Source organism: Selenomonas sp. F0473, assembly GCF_000315545.1.
Lineage (GTDB): Bacteria > Bacillota > Negativicutes > Selenomonadales > Selenomonadaceae > Centipeda.
In genome coordinates this window covers 821,742-836,759 of record NZ_JH992902.1, presented here as the reverse complement: position 1 = coordinate 836,759, position 15,018 = coordinate 821,742, and the positions used below count along the sequence as shown (strand labels likewise).

At 62.1% G+C, this 15,018-nt stretch carries 15 protein-coding genes; 10 read left to right on the top strand and 5 right to left on the bottom strand.

Features of this window, described 5'->3' with window-relative positions:
- Positions 1–30 precede the first annotated feature (30 nt).
- The 9 genes from HMPREF9161_RS03875 (at position 31) to HMPREF9161_RS03835 (ending at position 9,635) form a co-directional block, all read left to right on the top strand.
- Complete coding sequence (locus HMPREF9161_RS03875; protein WP_009728375.1) at positions 31–1,374, top strand: hemolysin family protein; 1,344 nt, start codon at positions 31–33, stop codon at positions 1,372–1,374.
- A 3-nt stretch (positions 1,375–1,377) separates the two neighbouring features.
- Positions 1,378–2,679: a hypothetical protein gene (locus tag HMPREF9161_RS03870; protein ID WP_009728374.1), complete on the top strand. Its 1,302-nt coding sequence runs from the start codon at positions 1,378–1,380 to the stop codon at positions 2,677–2,679.
- Positions 2,680–2,776: 97 nt separating this feature from the next.
- Positions 2,777–2,989 (top strand): preprotein translocase subunit SecG, encoded by a 213-nt coding sequence (gene secG, locus HMPREF9161_RS03865; RefSeq protein WP_037348570.1) that lies wholly within the window; start codon positions 2,777–2,779, stop codon positions 2,987–2,989.
- A gap of 114 nt (positions 2,990–3,103) precedes the next feature.
- The gene (locus HMPREF9161_RS03860; protein ID WP_009728372.1) at positions 3,104–3,868 is read left to right on the top strand and encodes a carboxylesterase; all 765 of its coding nucleotides are present in this window, start codon (positions 3,104–3,106) and stop codon (positions 3,866–3,868) included.
- Between the two features lie 25 nt (positions 3,869–3,893).
- Positions 3,894–6,605: a ribonuclease R gene (rnr, locus tag HMPREF9161_RS03855; RefSeq protein WP_009728371.1), complete on the top strand. Its 2,712-nt coding sequence runs from the start codon at positions 3,894–3,896 to the stop codon at positions 6,603–6,605.
- A 9-nt stretch (positions 6,606–6,614) separates the two neighbouring features.
- Positions 6,615–7,088 (top strand): SsrA-binding protein SmpB, encoded by a 474-nt coding sequence (gene smpB / locus HMPREF9161_RS03850; protein WP_009728370.1) that lies wholly within the window; start codon positions 6,615–6,617, stop codon positions 7,086–7,088.
- 15 nt (positions 7,089–7,103) lie between these two features.
- Complete coding sequence (locus tag HMPREF9161_RS03845; RefSeq protein WP_009728369.1) at positions 7,104–8,453, top strand: amino acid permease; 1,350 nt, start codon at positions 7,104–7,106, stop codon at positions 8,451–8,453.
- Between the two features lie 156 nt (positions 8,454–8,609).
- Positions 8,610–9,254 carry a zinc ribbon domain-containing protein gene (locus tag HMPREF9161_RS03840; RefSeq protein ID WP_009728368.1) on the top strand — a complete coding sequence of 215 codons (645 nt, stop codon included), beginning with the start codon at positions 8,610–8,612 and terminating at the stop codon, positions 9,252–9,254.
- Between the two features lie 6 nt (positions 9,255–9,260).
- Positions 9,261–9,635: a DUF488 domain-containing protein gene (locus HMPREF9161_RS03835; RefSeq protein ID WP_009728367.1), complete on the top strand. Its 375-nt coding sequence runs from the start codon at positions 9,261–9,263 to the stop codon at positions 9,633–9,635.
- A gap of 211 nt (positions 9,636–9,846) precedes the next feature.
- On the opposite strand, the gene HMPREF9161_RS09925 is transcribed toward HMPREF9161_RS03835, so the two are convergent.
- The 3 genes from HMPREF9161_RS09925 to HMPREF9161_RS03825 are packed head-to-tail and all read right to left on the bottom strand — an operon-like array spanning position 9,847 to position 12,195.
- A complete protein-coding gene (locus HMPREF9161_RS09925; protein WP_198002188.1) occupies positions 9,847–9,984 on the bottom strand; it encodes a hypothetical protein in 138 nt (45 codons plus the stop codon).
- A gap of 1 nt (position 9,985) precedes the next feature.
- Positions 9,986–10,693, bottom strand: coding sequence for a response regulator transcription factor (locus tag HMPREF9161_RS03830; RefSeq protein WP_009728366.1), 708 nt, complete (start codon positions 10,691–10,693; stop codon positions 9,986–9,988).
- Entirely contained in the window at positions 10,690–12,195 is a 1,506-nt protein-coding gene (locus tag HMPREF9161_RS03825) for a HAMP domain-containing sensor histidine kinase (RefSeq protein WP_009728365.1), read from the bottom strand. Before HMPREF9161_RS03825 ends, HMPREF9161_RS03830 begins: the two co-directional genes overlap by 4 nt.
- A 198-nt stretch (positions 12,196–12,393) precedes the next feature.
- Here HMPREF9161_RS03825 and HMPREF9161_RS03820 point away from each other — a divergent pair, with 198 nt between their 5' ends.
- Entirely contained in the window at positions 12,394–12,858 is a 465-nt protein-coding gene (locus tag HMPREF9161_RS03820; RefSeq protein WP_009728364.1) for a PepSY domain-containing protein, read from the top strand.
- 143 nt (positions 12,859–13,001) lie between these two features.
- Here HMPREF9161_RS03820 and HMPREF9161_RS03815 read toward each other — a convergent pair whose 3' ends face one another.
- Entirely contained in the window at positions 13,002–13,955 is a 954-nt protein-coding gene (locus HMPREF9161_RS03815; protein ID WP_009728363.1) for an AEC family transporter, read from the bottom strand.
- 15 nt (positions 13,956–13,970) lie between these two features.
- Positions 13,971–14,927 (bottom strand): AEC family transporter, encoded by a 957-nt coding sequence (locus HMPREF9161_RS03810; protein WP_009728362.1) that lies wholly within the window; start codon positions 14,925–14,927, stop codon positions 13,971–13,973.
- Positions 14,928–15,018 lie beyond the last annotated feature (91 nt).

The window sequence follows — 15,018 nt, the reverse complement described above, 5'->3', positions numbered from 1 at the left end:
GCCATGATTCTCTGAAGGAGGACTTATCCCGTGGACATAGTGCCCACAATACTCGATTTGCTCTTGGTCGTTTTTCTGATCTTTATGAACGGCTTCTTTGTCGCGGGGGAATTCTGCTGCGTTAAGATGCGGTCGTCGCGCCTCGAGACGCTGATGGCGGAGGGGAGCAGCCGCGCAAAATATGCCAAGCAGCTCACGGATCATCTCGATTCGTCGCTTTCGGTCACACAGCTGGGCATCACGCTCGCTTCGCTCGGCCTCGGCTGGGTCGGCGAGCCCGCGGTCGCGCAGCTCATCCTGCCGCTGACGCGCGGCGTGGGACTGCCCGACGATGTGGGGCATACGGTCGCGCTGGCCGTCGCCTTTACGCTCATCACCTCAATGCACATCGTGCTCGGCGAGCTGACGCCGAAATCCATGGCAATCGCGAATGTCGAGCACATCATGCTCGCGATTGCGTTTCCCATGGTCCTCTTCGGCCGCGTGATGAAACCCTTCGTCTGGGTGCTGAACAGCATCGCGAACGGCATCAGCCGGCATCTCGGGTACGAGGTCACGGGCGAGAACGAGGATGCGCATACGGAGGAGGAGATCCGGCTCCTCATGAAGGAGAGCTACCGGCAGGGGCTCATCAACAGCACCGAGGCGGATTTCGTGGACAAGGTGTTTTCGTTCACGGAGCTGAACGCGCGCGAGATCATGGTGCCGCGTACGGACATGATTTGTCTTTACCTCGATGACACGCCCGCCGAGCGCATCCGGACGATCCTCGAGGAACAGCAGACCCGCTATCCCGTCTGCTACGAGGACAAGGACCACATCATCGGCTTTATCCATGTGAAAGACCTGCTCCTGCCGCTCATGCGCGGAGAACGGCTCAACCTGCGCCGCTATATCCGCAAGGCGCTCGTCGTCCCGGAGAGTATGGACGGCAGCGTCCTCCTGCAAACGATGCAGTCGCAGGGCTCGCAGCTGGCCATCGTCGTCGACGAGTACGGAGGCACGGCGGGAATGGTGACGGTGGAGGACATCGTCGAGCAGATCGTCGGCGACATCCGCGACGAGTTCGACGAGGAACGCGAGAGCCTCGAGTGGCGCGGCGAAGACCTCGGTTCCATCGACGCGAAGCTATTGCTCGAAGAGGTGGACGACCTCCTCGGCATACGCATCGAGGACGAGGATGTCGACAGCATCGGCGGATGGCTCTACGACCGGCTCGGGGAAGCGCCGCGCGTCGGGCATATGGCTGCGCATGACGGGGCGCTGTTCTTCGTCGAGGAGGTGGACGGCGTGCGCATCACACGCGTGCTTGTGCTGCTGCCGCATACGGAAACGGAACTGGAGGAAGCGCCCGCCGCGCACAAGGAGGAATAGGGCATGGCCTTTGACAGGGGAAAGTTTGACGAGATCATCGCCGCCTTTACCGTCGATCCGGCGCATCTGAGAGAGGTCGCGGCGGATTTCCGCCACGATATGCGCTTGGGGCTGGCGGGGTCGCCCGACTCCTCGCTGCGTATGCTCCCGTCCTATCTGGGGCTGCCGACGGGCGAGGAGCGCGGAGACTATCTTGCGCTCGATTTCGGCGGGACGAATGTGCGCGTCCTGCTCTATCGCCTCGAGGGCAACGGGACCTACGAGACGCTCACCCAAGTTGCAAAACCGCTCAAAGTGGACAGATCCTACGACTACGTCGGCGCGGGGGCGACGGCGGAGCAGCTGTTTGACTTCCTGGCGGCGCTGGTGGACGAGGCGATCGGCGGAGATCAAAAGACGCCGTATCTCCTCGGCCATACGTTTTCCTTCCCCTCGGCGCAGACGAATATCTACGACGCGCGGCTCATCATCTGGACGAAGGAATTTGCCGTGCGCGGCGTCGAGGGGGCGGTTGTCAACGATCTGCTCAAAGACGCGCTCGTGCGCCGCGGGCTGACGAACGTCACGCCGAACGCCGTCGTCAACGATGCGGTTGCGGTTCTGCTTTCCGCCGCCTATATCAACGGGGATACCGAGATCGGCGCCATTTACGCCACGGGGCACAACACCTGCTATCTCGAACCCTACGCGGGGAGCGCCGCGCAGCCGACGATCCTCAATATGGAGTCGGGCGGTTTTCAAAAACTCACGCCGAACCGCTTCGATACGGCGCTCGACGAGGCCTCCGAGAAGCCGGGGGAGCAGCGCCTCGAGAAGATGGTGGCAGGACGCTATATGGGCGTCCTCTTCGACATGGTGCTCGCGGAGCTGCTCGGCACGCCGGAGCGGCGCCGGGGATTCGGCAGCGTCGATATTGGCCGGATCCTCGAGGATCAAAGCGAGCGGGCGCACGCTGCGGCCGACATCGTCCGCACGGCAACGGGACGGACGCTTGCGGCGGAGGACGCCGTACTCGTACGGGAATTGGCGCGCGCGATCGTCGTCCGCTCTGTGCGGCTCATCGCAGCGACCTTCGTCGGAACCGTATGGCAGACTGCGGGCGCGGGCAAGATCCGCCGCCAGCATATCGCCGTGGACGGCTCGCTTTACGAGAAGATGCCGTACGTCGGGGAGAACATGAGGCGTGCCTTCTCCGAACTGCTCGGAGAGGATGCCCCCCTCGTCGACACGATCTTCGCGGGCGGCGGCTCGGGGCTGGGCGCGGCCCTCGCGGCGGCGATGACCGAGCAAGCGGGACGCGGGTGATACATTTCCCTTGCGTGTACAGCGCCCTTTATGGTATCATGAACGCTGTATGATAATATGTTGACAAAGGAGGAGCTTTTTCTTGCTCACACTCTTAATGGTGCTTGACGCGATCGTCGCGATCATTCTCATCGCGTCCATCCTCGGTCAGGAGGCGAAGTCCGCCGGTATGGGCGGCCTCGACGGCGGCGGCGACACAGTGTTTTCGGGCAAGGCGCGCGGAATGGACGCGCTGCTTGCGCGCGTGACCGTGGTGTTCGCGATTCTGTTCGGCGTGATTACGATCGTGATCGCGCGGATGTCGAGCTGACGGCTGCGGCGCGGCTTTGCGCGCCGACGGTGAACCGACGATTTACATAGGGATTTTCCCTGTTGCCGTTCCTGCGGCGCAGGGATTTTTTTCGAAACGTGGGAGGGGACAGCGATGCATTTGCGTGGGGCGGAGCCGTTCCTGCTCCCGGGCGGACGGCACGGCGTGCTTCTCGTTCACGGCTTCACGGGACTGCCGGCGGAGCTACGTCTCCTCGGCGCATACCTCAACGCGCGGGATTTCACCGTGCTTGCCGTACGCCTGGCGGGACACGGGACGACGGTCGAGGATCTCAGCCGTACGGATCGGGAGGATTGGATGGACTCCGTGCGCGACGGCTACGCGATCCTCGGCGGCCTGTGCGGCCGCATTTCCGCCGTCGGACACTCGATGGGAGCGGTCTTTGCGATGCTGCTCTCTGTGGAAAAAGAAGTGGCGCGCGTCGTGAGCCTTTGCGCGCCGATCATCATCGCGCCCGAGCAGGGGCTGCGGCATCTGCCGACGAGAGAGGCGTGCGTCGACCGTTATGTGCCCAAGGCGCGGCGCAAACTCCGCGATGTCCCGGCGGGGGCGAACAACACCTATCGGCGCATGCCGCTCGTCGCCGTGCACGAAGTGGTGGATACGATCGAGGCGGCGCGCGCGGAACTTGCAAAGGTGCATGTGCCGATCCTGATCGTACACGGATCGCGCGACCATACGGCTGATCCGCGGAGCGCGGACTACCTTTACGAACACGTTGCGAGCGCGCATCGTGAGAAATTCATCCTCCCGGACGCGGGGCACCTCCTGCCGCTGGACGCCCACGTGCGGGACCGCGTGTTTGAACGAACGGCGGCATTTTTATCGGACGGAGCGGCACAGGGAGCACAGAACTGATTAGGAACGGAAAAAAGAGGATATTATGGAACAAGAACAATTGGATATCGTGAAAGAACGCATCCGCGCCTTTATGCGGGAGGACGCCTATCGCCCGCTGAAAGAGGAGGAACTGGCGGCGGGGCTCCGGCTCTCCGGGGAGGAAACGCCGGTATTTTCGGATGCGCTCGCATCGCTCGAGGCGGACGGCGCCGTCATCCGCAACCGCAGCGGTCTCTACGGACTGCCGAGCCGCATGAACCTCGTCGTGGGTCGTCTCTCCATGTCGCCGAAAGGGTTCGGCTTCATCATCCCCGATGTGCGCGAGACGGAGGATGAGACGGATGTATTCGTGCCGGGCGGCGCGCTCGCGACGGCGATGCACGGCGACCGCGTCGTCGCGCGCGTCACCCCGTCCGAGCAGCCGGGGCGGGCGCGCGAGGGCGAGATTATCCGCATTCTCGAACGTGCGAACACACGTATCGTCGGCACGTTCGAGCGCAGCAAGGCGTTCGGTTTCGTCACGCCCGACAGCGCGAAGATCGGGCGCGACGTATTCGTCCTGAAAAAGGATTTTGGCGGCGCCAAGACGGGCAGCAAGGTCGTCGTCGAGATCACAAAATGGCCGGAGCAGCGCCGCAGCGCCGAAGGACGCGTCGTCGAAGTGCTCGGCGCCGCGGGCGATCCCGGCGTCGACGTGCTCGCCGTCATGCGCGCCTACGACCTGGACGAGAAATTCCCACCGGAGGCTGCCGCGGCGGCGGCGTGCTGTCCGGAGAACCCGTTGCCAGCCGAGTACGAAGGGCGCCGCGACCGGCGCGATTTCCCCATCGTCACGATCGACGGCGAGGACACGAAGGACATCGACGACGGCATCTATGCCTATGAGAAGGACGGCGGGTTCTTCCTCGGCGTCTACATCGCGGACGTCAGTCACTACGTCCGCGCGGGCGAACCGCTCGACGTGGAGGCGGCGCGGCGCGGGACGAGCGTCTACCTCGTCGACCGCGTGATTCCCATGCTGCCGAAGGAACTCTCCAACGGCATTTGCAGCCTCAACGAGGGTGTCGACCGCCTCTCGATGGCGTGCGAGATGGAGATCGGCGCGGACGGCGAGGTAAAGAACTACGAGATTGTGCCGTGCGTCATTCATGTGGCGCGGCGGCTGACCTATACGCTCGTGAACAAGGTGCTCGCGGGAGAGGAGCCGTTCACGGCGGACAACGCGGATATCCGCCCCATGCTCGAGACGCTGCGGCGGCTGCGCGAGGCGCTCCGCGCGAAGCGGCACCGCCGCGGCTCCATCGACTTCGAGCTGCCCGAGGTGAAGGTCAAACTCGACGCGGCGGGACATCCTATCGGTCTCGTCAAACGTACGGGCTCCGTCGGAGAATCCATCATCGAAGAGTGTATGCTGATCGCGAACGAGACGGTCGCGCGTCATATGGAACTGAAGGAAGAGCCGTTCGTCTACCGCGTGCACGAGCAGCCGAATACCGAAAAGATCGAGCGCTTCCGCACTCTGCTCACGGCGCTCGGCCTGCGCCTGCATGTCGACGAAGACGGCAAGGTCAGCTCCCGCGATATTCAGCAAGTGCTTGATAAAGTCAAGGGAAAACCCGAGGAACGGATCATCGGGGCGGTCGCCCTGCGCTCCATGCAGCAGGCGCGCTACAGCACGCAGAGCCTCGGGCATTTCGGCCTTGCCGCACGCTATTACACGCATTTCACCTCGCCCATTCGCCGCTATCCCGACCTCATGGTGCACCGCCTCCTGCGCGAGACGTTCGCCACGGGGCATATTCCCGCGGATCGGCGGGAGAAACTGCGCGCCCTCCTGCCCGAGACGGCGGAACACTCCTCCGCCCGCGAGCGCATCGCGGTCGAGGCGGAACGCGAGACGACGGATATGAAAAAGATCGAGTACATGGCGCAGTTCGTCGGCGAGACCTACGAGGGCGTCGTCAGCGGCGTCACCGCGTTCGGGATCTTTGTGGAACTGGACAACGGCGTCGAGGGGCTCGTGCACGTCTCCACGATGGTGAACGACTACTACAGCTACGTTGAGGAGCAGTACGCGATGGTCGGCGAGCGCACGGGCACGCGCTACCGCCTCGGCGATACCGTGACGATCATCATCACGCGCGCGGATGTCCAGGCGCGAACGCTCGACTTCGTATTGAAGGATAACGGCGTCTACGATCCGAACGCAGTGAAAAAGAACGCAAAGCAGCCGACGCAGAAAGCGCAGACGGGCGGCGGGGAGAAAAACGGGGGCCGTTCCCGTAAGAAAAAGGAAAAAGGCGGGACGGAGACCGTCGCCGCGGCGGAAAGCACGCCCGGCGCACGGCGCAAAAAGACGCGCGGCGCACACGGTGCGGGCAACAGCCGTACGAAGCGCGGAGAGCGCGCCGCAAAGGCGGCCGTCGCAAGTATCCCCGTGCAGACGAGCGCCCCAAAAGCGCCTGCCAAAACACAGAGCGGCAGCCGCCCCGCAAAGAAGGGGCGAAGAACCGAACGTCCCCGCACGGATGCCTCGCGTGTCGGTGCAGGCGGCGGCCGATCGGGCGACGACCGTGGCGTACGGGACTATCACCGCGTCCGCGTGACGGGGCTCAACAGCGCCGTATGGCCGGACCCGCCGGGATACCGAGAGCAGCGGACGGGCGCGGAGACCGCGGAGAAGCCGCGCCGCGCCCCGCGTCCCGCGCGCCGCATGAACCGTAAAACGGAGGGCGGCACGCGCAGCGCCGACTGAGGAACCGTTATGGGAAAGAAAAACGAAAGCGTGAAGATCGCCTGCGAGAACCGCAAGGCGCGGCACGACTACTTTATACACGAGACCTATGAGGCAGGGCTCGAGCTCGTGGGGACGGAGGTCAAGTCTCTGCGCGCCGGCCGCGCGAATCTGCGCGACAGCTACGCCTACGTCAAGAACGGGGAAGTATTCCTCGACCACATGCACATCAGCCCGTACGAACAGGGCAACCGGTTCAACCACGACCCGCTGCGCGTGCGGCGTCTCCTCATGCACAAGGCGGAGATCCTGAAACTCTTCGGCAAGACGCGGGAGAAGGGGATGACGCTCATTCCGCTGAGGGTCTATTTCAAACGCGGACGGGCGAAACTGGAACTCGCGCTTGCGAGCGGAAAGCACAGCTATGACAAGCGCCAAACGCTGAAAGCAAAGACCGCAAAGCGCGAGGTCGAACAGGCGCTCAAGGAACGGCAGCGCGGATAAGACGCAGGAGGAACTATGCAGGAACAGGAAAACCCGGTCGTGCTCCGGCGCGGGCTGAAGAATCGTCATCTCCAAATGATCGCGCTCGGCGGCGCCATCGGGACGGGACTCTTTTACGGCTCGGCCTCGACCATCGCGCTCGCGGGCCCCGCGGTCATGCTCGCCTATCTCCTCGGCGGCGTCATGATCTTTTTCATCATGCGCATGCTCGGCGAGATGGCCGTCGACGAGCCGGTCTCCGGATCGTTCAGTCACTATGCGGGCAAGTACTGGGGCGATTTCCCGGGATTCCTTTCCGGCTGGAACTACTGGTTCAACTATGTCATCGTTTCGATGGCGGAACTCGCGGCGGTCGGCATCTACATGAACTTTTGGCTGCCCGATCTGCCGCAGTGGATCTCCGCGCTCGTCTGCCTCGTCGTCATCACGGCGCTGAACCTCATCAACGTCCGCGCATACGGCGAGATGGAGTTCTGGATGGCGCTCGTCAAGATCACGGCGATCGTCCTCATGATCGTACTCGGCGGATATCTGCTGCTCACGGGCGCACCGTTCCCCGAGAACGTCAGCAATCTCTGGTCCCACGGCGGCTTCCTGCCGAACGGCTGGTGGGGATTCTTCCTCGGGACGGCCGTCGTCATGTTCTCTTTCGGCGGCATCGAGCTGATCGGCATCACGGCGGGCGAGGCGGAGGCTCCAGACCGGACGATCCCGCAGGCGATCAACCAAGTCATTTGGCGTATCCTGATCTTCTACGTCGGCACGATGGCGGTGTTGACGGCACTCTGGCCGTGGAACGAGGTCGGCATGGAGGCGAGCCCCTTCGTGCAGATCTTCCAAAACGTCGGGATTCCCGCCGCCGCGCACATCCTGAACTTCGTCGTCCTCACGGCGGCGATCTCGGTCTACAACTCCGCGATCTACAGCAACAGCCGCATGCTCTACGGCTTATCGCAGCGCGGCGATGCGCCGCCGGTCCTGCGGAGACTTTCGCGGCGCGGCGTCCCCGTGCTCGGCATTTTGATCTCGTCGGGGATCACGCTCGTCGTCGTGTTCCTCAACTACTTCTTCCCGGGCGACGCGTTCCTCTATCTGATTTCGATCGCGACCTGCGCGGCCGTCATCAGCTGGACGACCATCGTCGTCACACATCTGAAGTTTCGGCGGAAAATGCTGCGCGAGGGCGGGCAGATCAAGTTCCGCGCGCCGTTTTATCCGTGGATCAATTATATTTGTATTATTTTTCTCATCGGCGTCGTCTTTATGATGGCCCAGATCCCCGGGATGCAGCTCGCCGTGCCGATCCTGCCCATCTGGCTGATCGTCCTCCGGCTCGGCTACCGCGCGAAGAAGCGGGACGCGTAAATACGGCTCAACGGCGGAAAATATGCGGGTATACATGCCTCAGCGCATGTATACCCGTAATTTTTTGTGTTTTCATTAGACAATGAGAATAATTTTTGCTAATATATGGAAATATATATTGACGGAACTGAAATGATGAAGAAAGGAGGAAGACTGATGATATGCAAAGAATGCGGAGAAAAGATATCGGGAATCACGCGTATCTGCCCGCACTGCGGGGAACGCGCGCTCGTTGACGACGAACTTGAGACGTGGAGCTTTATCGCGGATACGGCGGAAAAACACAGAAGCGCGATGCCGGCGGCCGTTGTGCCCGCCGAACCGAGTGCGGTGCCGAACGGCCTCGATGCGCAGATTGCGGGGCTCGAACGGCTGAAAACATATTTTACAAAGCACAGCAATCTTTTCCAAGTAGTCGAGGATCTCGCCTCGATGGAGGGCGGCAAACGGCGTCCGTCCATCGGCCTTTGGGGGCTGGGCGGCGGATTGGCGGCGGCGCTTTTTTATCTGACGCTTTCGCCGTTTCTGCCTCATTTCGTTTGGGCGTACTTTTTTGTCCTGTGGGGAGCCGTCACGAGTATCGGCTATCTGCGCGCGGGGCGCAAATATGAACGGCGCAAGGCGGAGCACGACCTGTTCCGCCGCCGCGCGGAAAACGAACTCTGCACGATATATAATGCCTGCGAGGACTGCTTCCTGCCGATTGAGTGGACGGTGCCGCCTCGTATCGCGCGGATTGTTTCCGCACTGCGTACGGGGGAAGCGAACTCTGTGCAAGAATTTTTGGCGAGAGGAGTATGATGAGATATGAGCGAGATCAGGATCAAACGCGTCTATGACGCGCCGGCAGGGGACGACGGTTATCGCGTTCTCGTCGACCGCCTGTGGCCGCGCGGCATCTCAAAGGAGCGTGCCGTGCTTGACGACTGGTGGAAGGATATCGCGCCGTCTCCCGAACTGCGCAAGTGGTTCGGGCATGAGCCCGAGCGCTTTGCCGAATTTGCCGAAAAATACCGCGCCGAGCTGTCGACGGGGACGGCGGCGCCCGCTCGCATGCGCGATGCCGCGGCGCATCTCGGCGCGGGGGAGAACGTCACGCTTCTCTACGGAGCGAAGGATCCCAAGTTCAATCAGGCGTATGTTCTGCGCGATTGGATGGGAGCCAACATGACGAAAGCGTGATCGCTGCGCCCGGCTACAGGGGTTCTTCGCTTCGTCGACGCGGGGTTTAACTTGCTCTTCCTCGCCGTGCATCGACGCTGACGCCCCTTCGGGTTCCCTATTTGTCCCGTCATGAAACGGGATTGCCGCATCAAATAAAACACCGTGCCAATGACAAGGCACGGTGTTTTTGCTTATCCGCGCGGCGCGTACATGATGATGCATATGCCGATCAGCGCGACGGCGCCCGCAAGCCCCCGCAGAACGTTTTTTCTCCGTGCAGCCAAAGCCGCATCAGATAGCCGCCGCCGATTTCAAAGGTACCGGCAAGCAAGAAGTAGAAGATCGATTGAGCGACGTCCATCGGCATATTACTCGGCGGACGGCGCTTCGTCGTTGAAGCGATAGCCCGAACCCCAGACCGTCTGGAGCCACTGCGGATTGGAGGGATCCTCTTCGATCTTTTCCCGGAGACGGTTCATGTGCACGGAAACCGTGGAGGTGCTGCCCATCGCGTCGAGATCCCACACGCGGTCGTAGAGCGTCTCCTTGCTGAAGACGATCTGCGGATGCTCGGCCAGGAAAAGCAGCAGTTCGAACTCGCGGCTCGCGAGATGCACCTCGCGTCCCGCGACGAAGACGCGGTGCGTCCACGGCTGAATCTCGAGGGCGCCGAAGCGCAGCGACGTCGGCTCCGTCGGCGCGCCGCCTTTGAGGCGGTTGTAGCGCGCGATATGCGCCTTGACACGCGCGGCGAGTTCGCTCGGGCTGAAGGGCTTGATGATGTAATCGTCCGCGCCGAGCCCGAGCGCGCGGATCTTGTCGATGTCCTCGAGGCGCGCCGAGACCATGAGAATCGGGATGTCGAGTTGTTTTCGCACGGCGCGGCAGATGGCGAAACCGTCCGCGCCCGGCAGCATCACGTCGAGCAGGATCAAGTGATAGTCGCCTGTGAGCGCCATCCGCTGCCCTTCGTCCCCGTCGGACGAAATGTCCACCGAGAAGCCGCTTGCCTCCAAATAGTCGCGTTCCAGCTCGGCGATGTCCGTATCGTCCTCTACGAGCAGAATTTTCTTCATCCCAGATCACCTTGGTCTTTCTCTTTCCCTACAATGGGCATTGCTATATGAATACGCAGTCCGCCGAGCCGCGAGGCTGCGGCGCCGACGGTTCCGCCGAAAGCCGTTACGATCTGCCGCACGACGGCGAGCCCGAGGCCGCTGCCCGCCGCAACGTTGGCGCGGGCGGGATCCGTTCGATAGAACGTGTCGAAGAGTTTTGGCAGTTCTTCCGGGGCCGCTCCCATACCGTCGTCGTCGATGTCGATAGAGAGCGCGGCCCCCTCTTCCGCGATGGAGACGCGTACCTCCGCCGTATCCCCGCGGCGGTACTTGTCGCTGTTCTCAAAGAGATTATAGAGCACGCGTGCAAATTCCATGCGGTCGATGCGGATGCGCGCCCGGCTTTCCGAGGGGAGGAAGGTCAACGTCAGGTCCCGCGCTGCGAAATCTCCGGCAGCGTCGGCGATAACGGCGCGCAGATAGTCTCGCGCCTCGACCTCCTCCCACGAGAAGGGCAGGTCGTCGCTTTCGAGGCGCAAAAATTCGCGCAGACGCGCGGTGAGACGCTCCATCGTCCCTGCGGCGCGGCTGATGCGTGCGGCGTATGCGCGCTGCTTTTCCGGGGTCGCGGCGATGCCGTCAAGCAGGCCGTTCGCGTAGCCCTTGATTGCCGTCAGCGGCGTCGCGACATCGTGCAGAATGCCGATGAAGAGTTCTCTGCGCCGCTCCTCCTCGCGGCGTTCTCGCGCCCGCGCGCGCTTTAGGTTTCGGCGCATTGCGTCGAACGCGCGGCAGGTTGCGCCGACCTCGTCGTCTCCCATCGGCGGCAGCGCGCGGTCGAGATCGCCCCGCTCGATAGCCGCGGCCGCCGCCCGCATCTCGGCGAGCGGGGCGAGTATCTGCGCGGAGAGCATATGCGCGAGGTAGCGCCCGAGCAACAGGATCCCCGCCGCGGTCGCGGCGATGAAGAGAAAGAGCAGGGCGTTTACAATGAAGTCCCGTTCATCCCGCGAAAAGAGGGCCTCTTCCGTACTGCCGCGCATGGGCACGGGTCCCGTGCCCATGATGAGCGTATTGCCGCGCGGATTCTCCCATCGAAAGAAGAGACCGTCGCCGTCCCACGTGAGCGAAGATCCCGGCATCGTGCATTTGTCGGCAACCGATCGCCGGATATCGTCGGCTGCCGCGCCGGGAGACAGGTAGATTGACTGCCCCTGCTGCCGCACGGCGATCCGGGCTCCCGCAGCTTCGAGCAGGCGGATGTCGCTTTCGATATTGTGCAGCTTCAGCCGCTTCTTTTCTGTCTCCGCGCGCAGAGAACTGAGCGCGAACTGGACAGAGAGCGTCGTGCCGTTCTCCGGCCAAAGGAACGCCAGTATCTCCTGCTGCAGCGAACCGGTATAACGCAGCCCGCCGAGGAGAAGGGAACCGACGGCGAGCAGCAGAACGATGGGGATGACGACCATGAGAGCGTTCGTCATCAACAGCCTGTTTTTCAGCGAAATATCGTGCAGCCGCATGGCATCACCTCACTCTTTTCTGCCGCGGCATGGTCATGGTGTCATTATAACCGAAATAGCGTGAAAAATCTGCAATGAGATGACGAATTTCAAAAAAGTTTTTCTTGCGTTTACACTTTGTTTAAAACTTTCCTTTATGATACATATATCAACAGTGATGTAAAAGAAATGTATGCCGGAAGGCAAGGAGGAATTACCATGGAAATGAACGATGTCAAGGCAAAGCTCGCAAACGTATTCGGCGCGGCGCATCTCAAAAAGATTGCCGCGGTTGCCGCACTCTGCGCGACGGTCACGGCGGGCGGCGCCTATATGCACATGCAGCAGGCGGAGGCCCACAATGCGGCGAAGGCACAGGCGCGCGCGGAGGCGGTACGGGCGGAGGCATCGCAGCGCGGCGTCGTACTGATCGACGAGACGCAGGTGCGCGCCATCGCGGCGGAGACGATCGGCAAGTCCGAGTCGGAACTTAGCTATTGGGAGATTAAACTCAAGTCGCGGGATCGCGACAAGCACCGGAGCGACCGTACGCAGGACGGGGCGTTCAATCCCGTGTACAAGGTGGAATGTCATGCCGGGAACATGGAGTACGAGCTCCGCATCGACGCCGTCACGGGACAGGTGCTCTCGAGCAAATCGGAAGTGGACGACGACGTATTTTAACATCGTGCGCTAAAAAAAGCGGCCGCCGCAGGGCGGTCGCTTTTTTGACGGGCATACGGGCGTATCGCGGTCCCGCGGCGGAGCCGGCCGTACTTGTTCCCCCGCGTCGGCGAAGCGTTCCCTATGAGGGAAAATATGTCGTTCTACCGCAGCAAAAAGTACAGCGCGGGATAGACGATGAAAAAGAACGCGATACTGGTGGTGAGGAAGCCCGCGACGGTATAGTCCACGTTGAGATTGTAGAGTTTCGCGGCGGTGACGGAGTTGATCGCGCCCGGCGTCACGGAGAAGACGAGGATCGCGCCGCGGAGGACGGGATCGCGCACGAAGGGATAACTGACCGCGCCCATAAAGATGGGCAGAATGAGGAAGCGCAGGGCGAAGAGGTCGAGCGTCCACGGTGCGTACCGCCGTGCGCGGTGCAGGTTGACGAGACACCCGACGGGCAGCATGCCGAACCACGCGCCGAAGTGTACCAGACCCTCGAATACGCTGCCGAGGACGGGCGGCCGCGCAACCCCGGCGGCGTTGAGCGCAAGGCCTGCCGCCATGCCGACGATGCTGAGCTGGTTCCACGAAAGAAAGATGTCGAGGAAACGCAGCCGGATTTTGCCTCCGCTCCCGTGGTTTTTATGTTGTAAATAGTAGTACTGCGCCATCGGAAATACGGCGAGGACGAGCATGAGCGTCTGAAAGATGCCCATGATCTGCGCGTAGGCAAAACCCCGTTCGCCGTAGAGAATAAAGGCGCAGACGCCCCCGAGGGTGGTGACGTTGGACATCATGGCGTTTGCGAGATAGGCCCCGCGGTCGAGCGGATTCCGGTAGCGCCGGATGAAGAATGCCCGGCCGACGAGACCGGGGAAGAGAACGATGAGGATGCCGTAGATCGGGACGAGCGCGAGATCCCGCGAGATCGGCAGCGTCCAGCAGCTCATAAACGCGAGTATCGTATAGATGACGACGACGTTGAGCCGCAGGATACGGCTGACCGTCGCATCCGAGATTTTGCCGTGCCGGTAAAGCAGATAGCCGACGATCAGCGGCAGCAGCAGGTCGGTGAAGAGATAGACGATGCGAAAATCCGAGGTGTCCATGGCAGCCGCCTTTCCTCAATGCAGCAGGAAGAAAATCAGGGGGAAGAGCACGACGAGGTAGAGCGTCGTCGTAACGAGGAAGACCGCAAGCGTATAATCGACGTTCAGCCGATAGAGCCGCGCGGCAAGCGTCGCGTTGATCGCACCGGGGGCGCTCGCGAAGATCAGCAGCGAGTTGCGCAGGATGGGATCACCGATGAGCGGATAGGAGAGCGCAAAGATTGCCGTGGGGACAAAGACGAAGCGGATGAGGAGCATGTCCCACGTCCACGGGAGGAAGCGCCGCACGCGCCGCAGGTTGATGAGCGAGCCGACGGGGAGCATGGCGAACCACGCCGATATATGGATGAGATAGGAGAACGCTTCCGCGATCAGGGGGGGCCGTGCGACATTCATCGCGTTGAGCAGGAGCCCCGCGGCGATGCCGAGCACCCCGAGCTGGTTCCACGAGAAAAAGAGGCCGAGGAACGCGCGCCCTTCGAGGCGTGCCGGGCGCCCGCGATTTTTGTGCAGGAGATAGTAATACTGCGCGGCGGGAAAGGCGAGTACGATGAGCAGGAAATTCTGACAGGCCCCGCCGATCTGCGCGTAGGCGAATCCGCGCTCTCCGTAGATGATGTAGGCGCAGATGCCGCAGAGCGTGCCGATGTTCGACAGCATGGCGGAGATGAGGTGCGTGCCGCGGTCGATCGCGCTGTGGAACCGCCGTCCGAGCCAGAACCTGCTCAGCGCCCCCGGGATGAGCACGAGCAGACAGCCGAACACGGGCAGGAGCGCGAGCTCCCGCGTGAGCGGCAGCGTCCAGAAACTGAACAAAGAGAGAATCGTGAAAAACCCGATCACGTTGATGCGGATGATGAGGTTCACCGCGCCGTCGGAAAGAATGCGGCGGCGGTAGAGTATATAGCCGATGATGAGCGGCAGGATGAGGTCGGTCCCGACATAGCCGAGACGCGCCGTGATTTCGTCCATGACCGACCGTCCTTTCGTTGTTCTGCACGCGGAAATCTTAAAGATATTTTACATCCGGATACGGGTCAAAATCAATGCGAACGCCCATGAA

What these genes read in the sequence shown, in the direction of transcription:
- HMPREF9161_RS03840 (WP_009728368.1), top strand. Translation starts at nt 8,610, where the DNA reads ATGATATGCAAAGAATGCGGAGAAAAGATATCGGGAATCACGCGTATC.
- HMPREF9161_RS03845 (WP_009728369.1), top strand. Translation starts at nt 7,104, where the DNA reads ATGCAGGAACAGGAAAACCCGGTCGTGCTCCGGCGCGGGCTGAAGAAT.
- smpB (WP_009728370.1), top strand. Translation starts at nt 6,615, where the DNA reads ATGGGAAAGAAAAACGAAAGCGTGAAGATCGCCTGCGAGAACCGCAAG.
- secG (WP_037348570.1), top strand. Translation starts at nt 2,777, where the DNA reads ATGGTGCTTGACGCGATCGTCGCGATCATTCTCATCGCGTCCATCCTC.
- HMPREF9161_RS03830 (WP_009728366.1), bottom strand. Translation starts at nt 10,693, where the DNA reads ATGAAGAAAATTCTGCTCGTAGAGGACGATACGGACATCGCCGAGCTG.
- rnr (WP_009728371.1), top strand. Translation starts at nt 3,894, where the DNA reads ATGGAACAAGAACAATTGGATATCGTGAAAGAACGCATCCGCGCCTTT.
- HMPREF9161_RS03820 (WP_009728364.1), top strand. Translation starts at nt 12,394, where the DNA reads ATGGAAATGAACGATGTCAAGGCAAAGCTCGCAAACGTATTCGGCGCG.
- HMPREF9161_RS09925 (WP_198002188.1), bottom strand. Translation starts at nt 9,984, where the DNA reads ATGCCGATGGACGTCGCTCAATCGATCTTCTACTTCTTGCTTGCCGGT.
- HMPREF9161_RS03870 (WP_009728374.1), top strand. Translation starts at nt 1,378, where the DNA reads ATGGCCTTTGACAGGGGAAAGTTTGACGAGATCATCGCCGCCTTTACC.
- HMPREF9161_RS03810 (WP_009728362.1), bottom strand. Translation starts at nt 14,927, where the DNA reads ATGGACGAAATCACGGCGCGTCTCGGCTATGTCGGGACCGACCTCATC.
- HMPREF9161_RS03835 (WP_009728367.1), top strand. Translation starts at nt 9,261, where the DNA reads ATGAGCGAGATCAGGATCAAACGCGTCTATGACGCGCCGGCAGGGGAC.
- HMPREF9161_RS03825 (WP_009728365.1), bottom strand. Translation starts at nt 12,195, where the DNA reads ATGCGGCTGCACGATATTTCGCTGAAAAACAGGCTGTTGATGACGAAC.
- HMPREF9161_RS03815 (WP_009728363.1), bottom strand. Translation starts at nt 13,955, where the DNA reads ATGGACACCTCGGATTTTCGCATCGTCTATCTCTTCACCGACCTGCTG.
- HMPREF9161_RS03860 (WP_009728372.1), top strand. Translation starts at nt 3,104, where the DNA reads ATGCATTTGCGTGGGGCGGAGCCGTTCCTGCTCCCGGGCGGACGGCAC.